This window comes from Pseudomonas syringae group sp. 26L6 (assembly GCF_032587815.1).
Classification (GTDB): domain Bacteria; phylum Pseudomonadota; class Gammaproteobacteria; order Pseudomonadales; family Pseudomonadaceae; genus Aquipseudomonas; species Aquipseudomonas amygdali.
The window spans coordinates 127,407-142,400 of sequence record NZ_JAWHPJ010000027.1; the positions used below are offsets into that span (position 1 = coordinate 127,407).

General features: G+C 58.5%; 18 protein-coding genes. 10 read left to right on the forward strand and 8 right to left on the reverse strand.

What is annotated here, in order from left to right; all coding sequences use genetic code 11:
- The first annotated feature begins 14 nt into the window (after positions 1 to 14).
- Complete coding sequence (hemH, locus tag RYA97_RS14955; RefSeq protein WP_004660393.1) at positions 15 to 1,037, forward strand: ferrochelatase; 1,023 nt, start codon at positions 15 to 17, stop codon at positions 1,035 to 1,037.
- Positions 1,038 to 1,225: 188 nt separating this feature from the next.
- On the opposite strand, the gene RYA97_RS14960 is transcribed toward hemH, so the two are convergent.
- Both RYA97_RS14960 and upp read right to left on the reverse strand, forming a co-directional pair.
- A complete protein-coding gene (locus RYA97_RS14960; protein WP_002552169.1) occupies positions 1,226 to 2,503 on the reverse strand; it encodes a uracil-xanthine permease family protein in 1,278 nt (425 codons plus the stop codon).
- A 4-nt stretch (positions 2,504 to 2,507) separates the two neighbouring features.
- Entirely contained in the window at positions 2,508 to 3,146 is a 639-nt protein-coding gene (gene upp / locus RYA97_RS14965) for a uracil phosphoribosyltransferase (RefSeq protein WP_002552170.1), read from the reverse strand.
- 207 nt (positions 3,147 to 3,353) lie between these two features.
- Between upp and RYA97_RS14970 the strand changes: the two genes are divergently transcribed.
- The 3 genes from RYA97_RS14970 (at position 3,354) to RYA97_RS14980 (ending at position 4,835) form a co-directional block, all read left to right on the forward strand.
- Positions 3,354 to 3,911 (forward strand): hypoxanthine-guanine phosphoribosyltransferase, encoded by a 558-nt coding sequence (locus RYA97_RS14970; protein ID WP_002552171.1) that lies wholly within the window; start codon positions 3,354 to 3,356, stop codon positions 3,909 to 3,911.
- Positions 3,912 to 3,977: 66 nt separating this feature from the next.
- Complete coding sequence (locus RYA97_RS14975; RefSeq protein WP_005746210.1) at positions 3,978 to 4,481, forward strand: hypothetical protein; 504 nt, start codon at positions 3,978 to 3,980, stop codon at positions 4,479 to 4,481.
- Positions 4,482 to 4,547: 66 nt separating this feature from the next.
- The gene (locus tag RYA97_RS14980; RefSeq protein ID WP_002552173.1) at positions 4,548 to 4,835 is read left to right on the forward strand and encodes a PA4642 family protein; all 288 of its coding nucleotides are present in this window, start codon (positions 4,548 to 4,550) and stop codon (positions 4,833 to 4,835) included.
- A 158-nt stretch (positions 4,836 to 4,993) separates the two neighbouring features.
- On the opposite strand, the gene RYA97_RS14985 is transcribed toward RYA97_RS14980, so the two are convergent.
- Together RYA97_RS14985 and RYA97_RS14990 are read right to left on the reverse strand one after the other, a co-directional pair.
- The gene (locus RYA97_RS14985) at positions 4,994 to 5,827 is read right to left on the reverse strand and encodes an amino acid ABC transporter permease (protein ID WP_057405219.1); all 834 of its coding nucleotides are present in this window, start codon (positions 5,825 to 5,827) and stop codon (positions 4,994 to 4,996) included.
- On the reverse strand, positions 5,824 to 6,645 hold the full coding sequence (locus RYA97_RS14990) for an ABC transporter substrate-binding protein (protein ID WP_002552174.1): 822 nt from the start codon (positions 6,643 to 6,645) through the stop codon (positions 5,824 to 5,826). The genes RYA97_RS14985 and RYA97_RS14990 overlap by 4 nt, the downstream gene beginning before the upstream one ends.
- A gap of 111 nt (positions 6,646 to 6,756) precedes the next feature.
- Between RYA97_RS14990 and RYA97_RS14995 the strand changes: the two genes are divergently transcribed.
- Positions 6,757 to 7,653, forward strand: coding sequence for a homocysteine S-methyltransferase family protein (locus tag RYA97_RS14995; protein WP_054083671.1), 897 nt, complete (start codon positions 6,757 to 6,759; stop codon positions 7,651 to 7,653).
- Positions 7,654 to 7,755: 102 nt separating this feature from the next.
- Here RYA97_RS14995 and mqo read toward each other — a convergent pair whose 3' ends face one another.
- On the reverse strand, positions 7,756 to 9,264 hold the full coding sequence (gene mqo, locus RYA97_RS15000; protein WP_117139489.1) for a malate dehydrogenase (quinone): 1,509 nt from the start codon (positions 9,262 to 9,264) through the stop codon (positions 7,756 to 7,758).
- A 721-nt stretch (positions 9,265 to 9,985) separates the two neighbouring features.
- A complete protein-coding gene (locus RYA97_RS15005) occupies positions 9,986 to 10,219 on the reverse strand; it encodes a hypothetical protein (RefSeq protein WP_004659896.1) in 234 nt (77 codons plus the stop codon).
- Between the two features lie 228 nt (positions 10,220 to 10,447).
- On the opposite strand from RYA97_RS15005, the gene RYA97_RS15010 reads away from it, so the two are divergent.
- Positions 10,448 to 11,029, forward strand: coding sequence for a YajG family lipoprotein (locus tag RYA97_RS15010; RefSeq protein WP_002552178.1), 582 nt, complete (start codon positions 10,448 to 10,450; stop codon positions 11,027 to 11,029).
- A gap of 89 nt (positions 11,030 to 11,118) precedes the next feature.
- Here RYA97_RS15010 and RYA97_RS15015 read toward each other — a convergent pair whose 3' ends face one another.
- On the reverse strand, positions 11,119 to 11,325 hold the full coding sequence (locus RYA97_RS15015; RefSeq protein WP_002552179.1) for a hypothetical protein: 207 nt from the start codon (positions 11,323 to 11,325) through the stop codon (positions 11,119 to 11,121).
- 280 nt (positions 11,326 to 11,605) lie between these two features.
- Positions 11,606 to 12,769: a 1-acyl-sn-glycerol-3-phosphate acyltransferase gene (locus RYA97_RS15020; protein ID WP_010192881.1), complete on the reverse strand. Its 1,164-nt coding sequence runs from the start codon at positions 12,767 to 12,769 to the stop codon at positions 11,606 to 11,608.
- Between the two features lie 106 nt (positions 12,770 to 12,875).
- Between RYA97_RS15020 and RYA97_RS15025 the strand changes: the two genes are divergently transcribed.
- The 4 genes from RYA97_RS15025 to RYA97_RS15040 all read left to right on the forward strand — a co-directional run bounded on the left by RYA97_RS15025 (position 12,876) and on the right by RYA97_RS15040 (position 14,978).
- Positions 12,876 to 13,058 carry a CPXCG motif-containing cysteine-rich protein gene (locus RYA97_RS15025; protein ID WP_002552181.1) on the forward strand — a complete coding sequence of 61 codons (183 nt, stop codon included), beginning with the start codon at positions 12,876 to 12,878 and terminating at the stop codon, positions 13,056 to 13,058.
- Complete coding sequence (locus tag RYA97_RS15030) at positions 13,058 to 13,318, forward strand: DUF2007 domain-containing protein (protein ID WP_002552182.1); 261 nt, start codon at positions 13,058 to 13,060, stop codon at positions 13,316 to 13,318. The genes RYA97_RS15025 and RYA97_RS15030 overlap by 1 nt, the downstream gene beginning before the upstream one ends.
- A gap of 29 nt (positions 13,319 to 13,347) precedes the next feature.
- Entirely contained in the window at positions 13,348 to 13,977 is a 630-nt protein-coding gene (locus RYA97_RS15035; protein WP_044294108.1) for an SOS response-associated peptidase, read from the forward strand.
- A gap of 182 nt (positions 13,978 to 14,159) precedes the next feature.
- Positions 14,160 to 14,978: a M48 family metallopeptidase gene (locus RYA97_RS15040; protein WP_004663924.1), complete on the forward strand. Its 819-nt coding sequence runs from the start codon at positions 14,160 to 14,162 to the stop codon at positions 14,976 to 14,978.
- Positions 14,979 to 14,994: the final 16 nt, after the last annotated feature.

Below are 14,994 nucleotides of genomic sequence, written 5' to 3' on the forward strand. Positions count from 1 at the left end.
AAATAGGATGTTGCATGACCGATCACGCTTTGTTGCTGGTCAATCTGGGTTCGCCTGCTTCTACTCAAGTGGCAGATGTGCGCAGCTATCTGAACCAGTTCCTGATGGATCCTTATGTGATCGACCTGCCGTGGCCCGTTCGCAGGCTGCTGGTCTCGCTGATTCTGATCAAACGACCAGAGCAGTCCGCGCATGCCTATGCGTCCATCTGGTGGGATGAAGGTTCGCCGCTGGTGGTGCTGAGCAAGCGCCTGCAGCAGGCGATGAAAAAAGAGTGGTCGCACGGGCCGGTCGAGCTGGCGATGCGCTATGGCGAGCCGTCTATCGAAACGGTGCTGACGCGCCTGTCAGAGCAGGGCTTCAAGAAAGTCACTCTGGCGCCGCTCTATCCACAGTTTGCCGACAGCACAGTGACCACTGTGATTGAAGAGGCCAAGCGCGTGGTGCGCGCCAAATCGTTGAAGATGCAGTTCTCGGTTTTGCAGCCGTTCTACGATCAGCCTGAATACCTGAGTGCGCTGGTGGAGAGCGTGAGGCCGCATCTGGAACAACCTTACGACCACTTGTTGTTGAGTTTTCATGGTTTGCCCGAGCGGCATCTGCACAAGCTCGACCCGACCGGCAAGCACTGCCTCAAGGACGATTGCTGCATGACCGCGCCTGCCGAAGTACTTGCCACCTGCTACCGCGCCCAGTGCATACAATCGGCGGCGGCGTTCGCCAAGCGCATGGGCATTCCTGACGGCAAATGGTCTGTGTCGTTTCAGTCACGTCTGGGGCGTGCCAAGTGGATCGAACCCTACACCGAGGCGCGTCTCGACGAACTGGCTGCGCAGGGCGTGAAAAGGCTGCTGGTCATGTGCCCGGCATTCGTGGCTGACTGCATAGAGACCCTGGAAGAGATCGGCGACCGTGGTGCCGAGCAGTTCAAGGAAGCGGGGGGAGAGGAACTGGTGCTGGTGCCGTGCCTGAACGACGACCCCAACTGGGCGAAAGAGCTGAACAGACTATGCGAGCGCGCACCGCTGATGCTGTGATGCGCCGCACGCAATAGTCGCAGAACTATCGTTCCTCACGCTCCAGCGTGGGAATGCCTTGGGTGACGCTCTGCGTCACAGGTCTGTGCAGCGCCACAGCTTCAAAATCGGACGCGAAGCGTCCAGAACGGCATGCCGACGCGGAGCGTCGCACGATAGTCAAACTATCGTGCCTCACGCTCCAGCCATTACAGCAACTGATCATCCGGCTTGTTGCGCTTCCAGCTGTCATGTCCCGGCAGGACCAGATTGAGGATGATCGCGGTGATGGCGCACAGGGCGATGCCCTTCAGGCCAAAGTCGTTCGGACCGTTGCCGGTGCCGATCAGTACGCCGCCGATCCCGAATACCAGCGTCACCGAGACGATGACCAGGTTGCGTGCTTCGGCCAGGTCGATCTTGTGGCGGATCAGCGTGTTCATCCCCACCGCTGCAATCGAACCGAACAGCAGGCACAGAATCCCGCCCATTACCGGCACCGGAATACTCTGCAGCAACGCACCGAACTTGCCGATGAATGCCAGTGTTATGGCGAAGAACGACGCCCAGATCATGATCTGCGGGTTGTAGTTCTTGGTCAGCATCACTGCGCCGGTCACTTCGGCGTAAGTGGTGTTGGGCGGGCCGCCAAACAGGCCTGCCGCTGTCGTGGCGATGCCATCACCGAACAGCGTGCGATGCAGGCCCGGCTTTTTCAGGTAGTCGCGTCCGGTCACACTGCCGACTGCGATCACGCCGCCGATGTGCTCGATGGCCGGGGCCAGAGCAACCGGGACGATGAACAGAATCGCCTGCCAATTGAATTCCGGTGCGGTGAAGTGCGGCAGTGCCAGCCAGGCCGCGTCAGCAATCTTTTTAGTGTCGACCACGCCAAAGTAGAACGACAGCGCAAAGCCCACCAGCACACCTGAGATAATTGGCACCAGACGGAAAATGCCTTTGCCGAACACCGCCACGATCAGAGTCGTGAGCAACGCGGGCATCGAAATCAGCATGGCGGTCTGATAAGGAATCAGCACTACGCCGTCGCCGGTCTTGCCCATCGCCATGTTGGCCGCAATCGGGGCCATGGCCAGACCGATGGAAATAATCACCGGCCCTATCACCACCGGAGGCAGCAGCCGGTCGATGAAACCTGTGCCCTTGATCTTCACCGCCAGACCGAGAAAGGTGTAGACGAAGCCTGCCGCCATCACGCCACCCATGGTCGCGGCCAGACCGAACTGGCCCTTGGCGAGGATGATCGGGGTGATGAACGCAAAGCTCGAGGCCAGAAACACCGGCACCTGACGCCCGGTGACAATCTGGAACAGCAATGTGCCAAGGCCTGCCGTAAACAGCGCCACGTTTGGATCGAGCCCGGTGATCAGCGGCATCAATACCAGTGCGCCAAAGGCCACGAACAGCATTTGCGCGCCGGAAAGAATCGTGCGCCACAGTGGATCGTTGAACTCCTGCTGCGTCATCGGGTTACGCGTCCTTCTGTTTGGTGCCGAAAATCTTGTCACCGGCATCGCCCAGGCCCGGAATGATGTAACCGTGTTCGTTCAGACGCTCGTCGATGGAGGCGGTGTAGATCATCACGTCCGGGTGTGCCTTCTCTACGGCCGCGATGCCTTCAGGTGCCGCGACCAGAACCATCGCGCGGATTTCCTTGCAGCCAGCCTTCTTCAGCAGGTCAATGGTGGCGACCATCGAGCTGCCGGTGGCCAGCATCGGATCGATGATCATTGCCAGGCGCTCGTCGATTTCCGGCACCAGCTTTTCCAGATAGGTATGCGCTTGCAGAGTTTCTTCGTTGCGGGCCACGCCGACCGCGCTGACCTTGGCACCCGGAATCAGGCTGAGGACGCCGTCGAGCATGCCGATACCGGCGCGCAGGATCGGCACGACAGTGATTTTCTTGCCCGCGATTTTCTCGACTGAAACCGTACCGGCCCAGCCCTGAATGTCGTAGTTTTCCAGGGTCAGGTCGGCGGTGGCTTCGTAGGTCAGCAGTGCGCCGACTTCCTGAGCCAGCTCACGAAAATTCTTGGTGCTGATGTCGGCACGGCGCATAAGGCCGAGTTTGTGGCGGATCAGTGGGTGACGGATCTCACGAATAGGCATGGGGAAAGGCTCCAGCGGGGCAAAAATCGGTCTAGGTTAATCTATTCAGCTGTTACTGTCTTAAAGCACGTGCAGTATCGTTACGAAGCTTCGACGTTCGCGGCTTTTGCAAGACACTCGCAACGTTAGTCCAGAATCACTTGCTCTGGCTTGAACGGATGCGTACCTTTGCCCGCTTTTCTCAAACTGCCTTACCTGGAGAGCGTCATGTCCGCTGATCTCGAGCATATCCGTCAAATCATGCGCGAAGCCGACTGCCTGTACACCGAGGCCGAAGTGGATGCTGCCATTGCCCGCGTCGGCGCGCAGATCAATGCCGAACTGGCCGAACGCAACCCGGTTGTGTTCTGCGTGATGAATGGCGGCCTGATTTTCTCTGGCAAGCTGCTGACTCATCTGAACTTCCCGCTGGAAGCGTCCTACCTGCACGCAACACGCTATCGCAACGAAACCACTGGCGGCGATCTGTTCTGGAAAGCCAAACCCGAAGTATCGTTCATCGACCGTGACGTGCTGATCATCGACGACATCCTCGATGAAGGTCACACCCTGGGCGCCATCATCGACTTCTGCAAACACGCCGGTGCCCGCGCTGTGCACACTGCCGTGCTGATCGATAAAGACCACGACCGCAAGGCCCGCCCGGACCTGAAAGCCGACTACGTAGGCCTGCCATGCATCGACCGTTACATCTTCGGTTTCGGTATGGACTACAAAGGCTACTGGCGTAATGCTGCCGGCATCTATGCCGTCAAAGGGATGTAAGGCATTCTGACGACCGCTTCTGCAAAAAGGAGCGGTTGTCGATTCGCAATTATCTGGAAACCCTCAATGAAGCTACTGATTCCCGGCGCTTTTGTGTTGGTGCTGTTGTCTGGTCTGGCAGTTGCTGCACCTGCTGCGCCGGTATCGGCCAGCCCGATGCATGAGCAATATCTGCCGCCTGATGACCTGAGCCTGCGTGAGGGTGCGCCCGAGCAGCAACAGTTGATGCGTGTCACCGAGTACACCATCGTTGCCGGTAACCAGCGGCAATCCAGCCAGCAGCCGATTCCGGTTACTTCCCCGCTGTCGTTGCGCCTCAAAGGCAAGTCGCTGAACAAGGGCGCGTCCATTTCTCAAGTGCTTGTGCACTTTGATGGTGGCGACAGCAAAAGCCTGAAAAAACCGACCTACGACGAGCCAACCAGCACCCTGACGCTTTATTACCCATTGGCCCAGTACCGCGTGCTGGTCGACTTGCTGCGCAACGAGAAGGTTTATTGCCAGTTCCTCAGTTACGCCAACGGGCATATCTGGGCCGATTTGCATACCACCTCTGCACGTGCGCGTTGAGCGCTGTGCTTGCCGAGGGGTAAACTGCCCGCCCGTGAAAGTGTCTGCGACCTGCTGGAGCCTGTAATGCGTAAAGATAAGAAGCAGCTGATTGGCGATGAGATCGGCGATGAGCAGATCAAACTGTTCCTCGACTTCGAGCCCTATGATGCTACCTCGCCGTCGCTGCACAAACTGATCAAGGCCTACCGTGGGCTGCGCATCAACGATTTTGAGCGCTTTCTGGTTTTTTTCAGGGAAGCGGGCCACGACTTTGATGGCAAGGACGAGCACGGCAACGACTTCATTGCCCTGATCAAGGATCAGCGCAACGCCGATGAATACATCGAACTGATCGAAAAAGCCCGTAGTTGAAACCTGAATTTGGCTGAAACGCTTTTCAGGTGGGAGCGAACTTGTTCGCAAAGGCTTTATTTCGGACGATAAATCCTTTGTGAATGACGCGCCTCTTCGCGAGCAAGCTCGCTCCCACAGTAATATGTATTATCAGTTAATCAACCAACGTTTCAGCCCTATTTGCGCGCCTGATACGCCTTGCCGTAATGCCGTTCCAGCCTGGACTGCAACAGCTCCAGGCCGATCGACATGATCCAGTACAGCACCGCTGCGGTGGTCAGCATTTCGATGTATCGATAGCTGGAGCGGCCATACGACTGGGCCAGAAACATCACCTCCCAGACGCCCATCACTGAAATCAGTGACGAATCCTTGAGCATGGAGATGAACTGGTTGGTGGTCGGCGGAATGATCGTGCGCATGGCCTGGGGCAGGGTGACGCGCCAGAATATCTGCGCAGAGCGCAATGCCAGGGCCAGTGCGGCTTCTCGCTGTCCGGCTGCGACGCCGATGATTCCAGCGCGAAAAATCTCGCTCAGGTAAGCCCCGTAGTTGAGCGACAGCGCAATAACCCCCGCCGTGATGGCGCCGGGCACGATGCCCAGTTGCGGCAAGCCGAGATAGATCAGCAGAATCTGGATCAGCAGCGGCGTGCCGCGAAAGAACGAGGCGTAAAAGCTGGCGATGCCGAACGCCACCGCGCTGCTGGAAAGCCGCGCGAGTGCCGTGACAAAGCCGAGCGCCACCGAGACCACGATCGAGCACACTGACACGAACAATGTCAGCGCCGCGCCCTGCAGAAAGCCGTTGGGGGCCAGATGCAGCCCGATCAGATTCGGCAGTTTGTCGAGGATGATCGACAGCTTCAGATCGAAACTCAGAAAGAAGCCGGCGAACAGCGCGAACATGACCAGCCAGGTCAGGTACAGCCGCGTACGGAAACCGAAAACTCGCTTGAGCAGGCCTTGATCAGCCTGCTCGGGTGGGCGCTGGGGCTGGAAAGAAGTCATTTGCTGATATCAGCACCGATCCACTTTTGCGACAGCTTGCTCAGCGTGCCGTCTTTCTTGAGTTCGGCGAACACTTCGCGAACCTTGGCGTCCCATTCCGGGTCGTCCTTTTCGATGGCCACGGAGTTGGGTTCTTCGTACAGCGTTTCGCCTGCCAGCTTGAAGCGCTTGTCCTGGTCCAGACGCGGTTTTGCCGTCACCAGATTGGTCAGTATGGCGTCCAGCCGCTTGCCAGCGCCCAGCCCCAGGTCTTGAAACGCCACATTGTCGTTGTCGTACGGGGCAATCTGCACGTCGTCGAACGGGTACTGCAGTGGCTTGTCTTCCGCACCATCGATGACCAGATTCTTGTTCAGGTAGCTTTCGTAGCTTGAGGCGCTGGTCAGGCCGACTTTCTTGCCGCTCAGGTCTTTGGCCGAATGAATGCGATCATCCGAGGCGTTGACCACAATCACCGCAGGCGATGCGTAATACTCGACCGGGAAGTTGAAGACTTCAGCGCGTGCCTTGCTCGGGGTCATCGAGCATACGCAGATGTCGTAACGGCCGCTCCAGTGGCCTGCGGCGATGACATCCCAGGAGGGCGTTTCGAGGCGCAACTTGACGCCCAGCTTTTGCGCCACGGCCTTGGCGACATCCACGTCGAAACCGTCCAGTTCGTTCTTGTCATTCAGGAAAGAGAAGGGCGGGTAACTTTCCATCAGGACGTTGACCAGCTCTTTGTTTTTCTGCACGCGATCCAGCGTGGCACCGGCCAGGGCTTGAGTGGAGGCAGCCAGAGTGACCAGGCCAATGCCCAGCAGAGCGCGATAATTCACAGATATCCCCTGAAAAAAGTGTTTGTAGTTTGATTAAAGGGCCGTATTAAATACGTTATACAAGACTGACTCATAATGAGTTTTTTTCATATACATATAAGCAGATCACATATGACGCAAGGCACAACTGTAATTCTTGATGGCGGCATGGGCCGTGAACTGCAGCGTCGCGGTGCCCCGTTTCGCCAGCCTGAATGGTCGGCTCTGGCATTGAGCGAGGCACCTGAGGCCGTCAGTGCGGTACACGCCGCTTACATCGAAAGTGGTGCTCAGGTCATCACCAGTAACAGCTATGCCGTCGTGCCTTTCCATATTGGTGAAGAGCGCTTTGCCCGTGAAGGTCAGGCATTGGCTGCGCTGGCCGGGCAACTGGCGCGTGAGTCGGCCGACGCTTCTGGCGGACGTGCACAGGTGGCAGGTTCCATTCCTCCATTGTTCGGCTCCTATCGCCCTGACCTGTACAAGCCGGAGCTGGCCGCCGATGTCCTGAGGCCGCTGGTGGCCGGCTTGTCGCCGTATGTCGATCTGTGGCTGGCCGAGACGCAAAGCTGCATTCTTGAAGCGCAAACCATCCGCGCCGGGCTGCCCAATGACGGCAAACCGTTCTGGTTGTCGTTTACCCTTCAGGATGAAGACACCGATGAGGTGCCGCGTTTGCGTTCAGGCGAGCCCGTTGCCGACGCGGCAAAGGCTGCCGCCGGGATGGGCGTGGCGACGCTGCTGTTCAATTGCAGCCAGCCAGAGGTGATCGGCGGTGCAATCGATGCGGCGCGTGAGGTGTTCAAAGCCCTGAACGTCGACATTGCCATTGGTGCCTACGCCAACGCTTTCCCGCCGCAACCCAAGGACGCCAAGGCCAACGACGGTCTGGATGAGCTGCGCGAAGACCTTGACCCGCAGGGTTATCAACAGTGGGCGGCAGATTGGGTAACGCGCGGTGCCACACACATCGGCGGCTGCTGCGGAATTGGTCCGGAGCACATCGCTGTATTGTCCAAAAGCCTCTGACTGACATTCGCAACAAAAAGCCCCGTGACTCGGCAGAGCCACGGGGCTTTTTGTTTATACAGCGTGTCAGATGCGCAGGGCTCTCATGGCACCGCAATCAGCTCAGGCGAAACTCTGTTCCTGACTGCTTTTCTCGATCAGCTCCAGCGCCTCGTCATTCTGGGCGCTGATGCGGTTATACAACTGCGCGTCGGTTTCGAGGATCTTTTCCCGAGCCGGGAAAATCTCGTCGAGTTTGGCAGCCCACTCGGTTCGGGTTTTCTCCGGGAAGCAGCGTTCCAGCAGTTCCAGCATGATCGACACGGTGACAGAAGCCCCCGGCGAAGCACCCAGCAGGGCGGCCAGTGAGCCGTCCTTTGCGGACACCAGCTCGGTACCGAATTGCAGCACGCCGCCTTTTTTTGCATCTTTCTTGATGATCTGCACCCGCTGGCCGGCAATTTCGAGACGCCAGTCTTCGGCTTTCGCTTCCGGATAGAAGCGGCGCAGCGATTCCAGGCGTTGCTCCATCGATTGCATCACTTCGCTGACCAGGTACTTGGTCAGGTCCATGTTGTCACGGGCCACTGCCAGCATCGGTTTGATGTTGGCGACGCGTACCGATAACGGCAGGTCGAGAAACGAACCGTGCTTGAGGAACTTGGTGGTGAAGCCGGCATACGGTCCGAACAGCAGGGACTTCTTACCGTCGACGACGCGGGTGTCCAGGTGCGGCACCGACATGGGCGGCGAACCCACGGCTGCCTGGCTATAGACCTTGGCCTGATGGTGTTTGACCACTTCCGGGTTGTCGCAACGCAGCCACTGGCCGCTCACCGGGAAGCCACCAAAACCCTTGCTCTCTTCGATGCCCGACAGTTGCAGCAGCGGCAATGCTGCGCCACCTGCACCGAGGAATACGAATTTGGCATCTATCTCACGTGTGCCGCCGCCATTCACGTCCTTGACGCTCACTGTCCAGCCTGCGCCGTTGCGGGTCAGGTTGGTGACCCGGCTGCGGTACTTGATCTGCGTGCCCGGAGCGCTGGACAGATGGCTGAGCAGTTGATTGGTCAGTGCGCCAAAATTGACGTCGGTGCCGTTCATCATGCGTGTTGCGGCAATTCTTTCATCAGCAGGCCGCCCAGGCATCATCAGCGGCATCCACTCGGCCAGCTTTGCCTTGTCTTCGGTGTATTCCATCGACGAGAAGGCGTGATGCTTGCTCATGGCTTCAAAACGGGTCTTGAGGAACGAGATGCCGTTTTCGCCTTGCACAAAGCTCAGGTGCGGGACCGGATTGATGAAGGAACGGGCTGAACCGAAGGTGCCTTTGCGCGCCAGGTAAGCCCAGAACTGTTTCGAGACTTCGAACTGGGTGTTGATGTGCACCGCTTTCTTGATGTCGATGGAGCCATCAGCCGCAGGCGGCGTGTAGTTCAGCTCGCACAGACCAGCGTGGCCGGTACCGGCGTTGTTCCACGGGTTGGAACTCTCCGCAGCACCGGAGTCCATCAGCTCAACGACTTCCAGCTTGAGGCCGGGGTCGAGCTCCTTGAGCAATACCGCCAGAGTGGCACTCATGATGCCCGCTCCGACCAGTACTACGTCGACTGCTTCGTTATGCGCCATTAACGCGTCTCCAAAATCTGCAGCACCAAATTGACGGCATACGATCCTGAGGCTGGTTGCCAGGTGTTCGGGGTCTGGATCAAAAGGGTGCCCTCGCTTTCCTGGCCAGGATCGCCTGACCGATTCTTCGCAATTTTCCGCATCTAAAGCGCAGGTCCCGGTCAGGCCCGGTCATGGTTCATCAATGTTTCATGAACGCATTTCCAGGCCTGCAAGGCCATTCGACCATCGTCAGAGAGCCCATCGCCCGATGGGCTCCTGTCGATGGCGTCAGGCTCCGGTCATGGAGGCGCAGTCGCGGTCAGTCCTGTTCAAGAGAGCCGGTTCAGAGGCTGATGGTGCATTTACAAACGCGTACCTATTCATTTGCTCGCCACACTCTTGTGAAGTAGTGAAACCCGTTTTTCACGTCCTTTTGGGAACGTGAACCAAACCTCAAAATGGCTGCGATGACAGCGCTGGCAGGTCAGGGGCACCAAGAGTGAGGCGCTGGCGGGCGAGAAAGGTTCGATACGATTCGAGCATTCTTCACCTTTCATCGAGCACACTCGTGCGCACATGACCTGTATGGGCGGCTCTCTGTGGGCAGTACGAAGGCGCTAATACGGCGATTAGCAATGCTGCGAGGCCCGATCAGGAGACGTCCTTATAATCGGGGGGAGATTATAGCGATGAAATGGCAGGAATTGATCGCTTTAAATGACTTTTATTCGCTGTCGGGTCAGGCGGTGAGCAGCTGGCCGCGCGTTGAACGCGCGCTACGCTGCGCCACTCGGGCGCTGGCGGGCAGTGGCTGGTTCAGCCAGGCAAGTCGTTGCTCGTTCACTTCCACCCATTCGACGCCAGACGGGCGTTGCGCACAATGCTTGAATGCGCGGCAGATGCCCGTCTGATCAATGCGTGCGTAATGGCGATGCTGGTGGCGTGTGGTGAACAAAGACCGGAACAGATTCATGGCGCAGCTCCTGTGACGTGGATGAGCGTCTGTGCGATGAGGGCGAGTCTGCCGACTGGATGTGACGCCCTGATTACACTGCGCTGCACGAATCATTGCCTGAGCTGCTGCCTGAACCCCGAGACGTGCCGAATGTCCGAGGCTTAACGGTCAGCGCCCTCTGGTTAGCGGCTGTTGCTGGCCGCTATACTGCGGCACATTCAGTGTCTGGCCCATGGAGAAATGAGCATGCTGCGTCGCATTTTGTTCGGTTTGCTTGCTGTAAGCAGTTTGACCCTGGTGGGCTGTGCCCACAGTCCGCAACAACTCAGCCCCACTCCCAAGCTCAACGCACAGCTTGCGGCCGTAGGACGTGGTCAGCCTGTGGTGGTGCGCGTAGTCGATGGCCGTCCTGGCCCGACGCTGGGCACGCGTGGCGGTATGTACCCGGAAACCAGCGCCATCAGCGTCAACGGTGCGGATATCGTTCCCAAGCTCCAGGCTCAGGCCGAGGCGGCAGTACGCCTGTTGGGCTTTACGCCGACTCAGGGTGGCAACGCTCCGCAGTTGACCGTGACCCTGGCAGACTTGAAGTACCAGTCGCCCAAAGAAGGTCTGTACGTGACTGAAGCCACCATCAGCTCGACATTCCGCGCTGACGTACGTAATAACGGTCGCAGCTACAGTGGCCGTTACGCAGCATCGCTGGATCAGCGTTTCGGCATGGCTCCGAACCAGGAAACCAACACCAAGCTGGTGAGTGACGTGTTGAGCGATGCACTGACCCGCGTCTTCCAGGACCCGACCATCGGTTCGACCCTGGCGCAGTAAGCTTCAGCGCTAGACAAAAAGCCCGGCCCTTGTTGAAGGGGCCGGGCTTTTTGCTTTATTCGGTATAGGCCGTGAGGCCGTGGTCAGGCTCAAGCCGCCTGCTGATAAAAATCCAGAAAACTGAAACCGGTGTTCTGATCCATATCCGGCAGGTCATGATGAACGTGCCCGCCCAGTGCACAATAGACCAGCCAGTGGCGGTCCTGAACGTTGAAGGCCAGACCGTCGATCAACTCCTGCTGTTCATCGCTCTGGGCGATGAGGTAAAGGCGATCCTGATTTTTTGCGTGCAGCATGACAAGCTCCAAAAAGAGGGAAGTCCGTTTCTCGAGGAGCCACACAATGAGGGTGTCACGTTACGCTTGGGTGACAGCGGCAGCGAATTGTCATGCGGGATGTTTCGGGGGCTGCATGAATATGCGGAGCACGGACATGATACGTGCTCTCCCGTACACCTATCGTTCCTCACGCTCCAGCGTAGGAATGCCTTGGGTGACGCTCTGCGTCACGGCGCGCTGACGAGCGTCCAGAACGGCGTACCCACGCGGAGCATGGGCACGATAGACGTTCCGGTTCTTAAAGCGCCAACCCGGCCTTGACCCGATATTGGTTGCGTACCGGTGTCGCGTACTGCTGAATCAGGTAAGGGCGATGCTCGGTCGGCACGCCTGCCAGGCGACCTTCCCATTCATCTTTGGCGCGTTCGAGTTCGTCGGCCGCAAACACTGCGGACGCTGGCGGTACGTCGAGGCTCGGGTCGGCGTCGCTCCATTGCGCGTACGCCAGGTAATGCACCGGGAACAGACGATAGCCGCCTAGAATCTGCCGGTCCATTTCGATAGCCAGCTGCTTGGTGTCCTCAAAGTGCTCGGTGATCGGCGGCGCGAAGTTCACATGCACGCGACCTTTATAGCCAGTGATGCCCAATGCAATGCTCACGTCGTCTTCGCCCGGCGTCTTGGTGTATGAGCCGGTGGTCGCACGAATGTACAGCTCGCGCGCTTTGGCGCTGTCGCACGGATCGTACTCATAGCTGATCGACACCGGGATCAGGTTCAGCGAACGAATCACGTCGCCAAACGGTTCATCCTTGCGGCTCATGTGGAACATCTTGAGGATCGCCGACTCGGTGCGGTCGTCACCATCCTTCGCGCGGCCTTCGGCCTGGGCGATCCAGATGGACTGGCAATCCTTGGTGATCGAGTGGTTGATATACGCCGACAGCAATTGGTAAGCCGCCATTTTCTCGCGCCGCCCTATAATCGAACGGTGAACGATGAAGCTCTTGTTCAGGCGCATCAGATCGCTGACAAACGGCTTCTGCAGCAGGTTGTCGCCAATGGCAATGCGCGGAGTTGGCAGGCCTGCGTGGTACACGGCATAGTTGACGAACGCCGGGTCCATGACGATATCGCGGTGGTTGGCCAGAAACAGATAGGCACAACCGGACTTGAGCTGCTCGACGCCGGTGTAGGTGACTCCGTCCGTGGCGCGCTCAATGGTGTGGTCGACGTAATATTCGACTTTGTCCTGCAGCGTGGCGACCGAGTCGATACCGGCAAACTCGCGACGCAGCTTGCGCGCCAGGGTCGGCTGCAGCAGCCAGCCGAATGCGCCCGCCAGGCGGGGAAAACGGAATCGGGTCAGAATTGCGAGAAAGGCTTTGTCGCTCAGCAGGCGTGCCAAGACGGCGGGGACTTCTGCATCGTTGTACGGTCGGATGGCATCAAATTCGCCCATCATGCTCTCTTGTTGGAATCGGATAGGGTAAAAAGAAGACGTACTTGTTAAAACAGCCTTCTGAAGAATGGGGCAATTATACGCATAACTGATCCCGGAGACCGTGATGCAGGAATTACAGAGTTACGACTGCCCTTATTGCGGCGAACCTGTCGAGGCCGTACTGGACCTGTCCGGTGGCGATCAACAGTACATTGAAGACTGTCCGGTCTGTTGCCGCCCGATCATTTTCGATCTGCAGACCGACGGCGAAGACTGGAACCTGGATGTTCGCAGCGAGAACGAGTGATGCAAAAGATCTACGAGCCCGAGAACCTCATGGAGGCCGAGTTGCTGCTGGCGATGCTCGCCAGCGAAGGCATCGAGGCGCATCTGGCCGGTCGCGACCTGCTCGGTGCGATGGGCGAGCTGCCGGGGCTGGGGCTTCTGGCGCTCAAGGTCGACGACGCACAGGTCGAACAGGCACGCGAGCTGATCACTGCGTACAATAGCGCTTCGCCCTTGTCTGGCGATGAGCCGGACGACTTTCCCGATGTACTGGTGTGCTGAGCACCTTCAATAGAGTCTGATTAGCCCCCATGTGTGGACGCTTCGCCCTGTTTCGCTGGACCCCTGCCTTTGCCGCCTTGCCCGGTTTTCCCGCCGACCAGCAGGCGCAATGGAACATTTCGCCAGCCGACTGGGTGTTGATCATGCGTGCCGCTGAAAACGAGGGCGGGATCGAGCTGGTGCGTGCGCGTTGGGGTTTGACCCCGGCCTGGCTCACCGATCTGTCGAAAACACCCGCCCATGCACGCGCCGAAACCGTGGCCGAGCAACCCATGTTTCGTGACGCCTTTACCCATCGCCGCTGCCTGCTGCCCGCCAACGGCTTTTACGAGTGGCGCGGCACGCTGCGCAAGCGTCCGTTCTGGCTGACGCCGGGGGAGGGCGCCGCGCTGTTTTTCGCCGCCATCTGGGAAGCCTATCCGGTGCAGGGGCATACTTACCTGAGCGTGGCGGTGGTCACGCAGGCGGCTGCGACTCAGCGTCGCCCGCTGATTCTGGATGCCATCGGCCAGAAAGCCTGGCTGGCTACCGACACACCGCTGCCGACCCTGCAAGCGTTGCTGGCAGCTCCGCAGACCGCATTGCGAGAGCGACCACTGGCCAATCTGGTCAACGATCCGAAGCTCAATGCACCTGAATGTCTGACGCCATTGAGTTAGACGGGCAGGGATAAGACCGATGAATCAGACAAATCCGATATCCGCCTTGAAGCGCATCTGATACAAACTGGACATACGTGCGGGAACCATCCACCTCTCTCAAAGACCAAGATGCCAGTTGGCCGGCATCTGGCGCAGAGATCTGCCCCGCAATGGCCGTTTCACAAACAAGGAGATTCACCATGCGTCAGTCATTTGCCCTCTGTGCCTTGAGCGCTGCGTTGCTGCTCGGCGGGTGTCAGGCAGTCAATACCACCAGTGGTGACTCGGTTGGTGTGGAGCGCAAGCAGTACATGTTCAGCATGCTCTCCACCGATGAAGTCAACAAAATGTACGCCCAGTCCTATCAGCAGACCGTCGGCGAAGCGACCAGCAAAGGTGTGCTGGATACCACCAGCGCCAACGCCAAACGTGTTCACGCAATCGCTGATCGGCTGATCGCCCAGGCCCCGAAACTGCGTCCTGATTCGGCTCAGTGGCAGTGGGAAGTCAACCTGATCAAAAGTGACGAACTGAACGCCAACTGTGGTCCGGGCGGCAAGATCTTCGTTTACACCGGTCTGATCGACACCCTCAAGCTGAGCGACGATGAAATCGCTGCGGTCATGGGACACGAGATCGCACATGCCTTGCGTGAGCACGGGCGTGAGGCGATGTCCAAGGCTTACGGTGTGGCGATGGCCAAACAGGGGGCGGGTGCCTTTCTGGGGCTTGGGCAAGACAGCCTGGCGTTGGCCGACACTGTGGTCAATTACAGCCTGACACTGCCCAATAGCCGCAGTAATGAAAACGAAGCCGACCTGATTGGCCTGGAGCTGGCTGCGCGTGCGGGTTACAACCCGAATGCGGCCATTACCCTGTGGCAGAAAATGACTCAGAACTCCGGGGGTTCGCAGCCAGAGTTCATGAGTACTCACCCGGCATCGCAGAGTCGTATTGCTTCGCTGCAGGCCGCGATTCCCAAAGTGATGCCGCTGTATCAGGCAGCCCCCAAATCCTGATCGGCTGAAACACCCG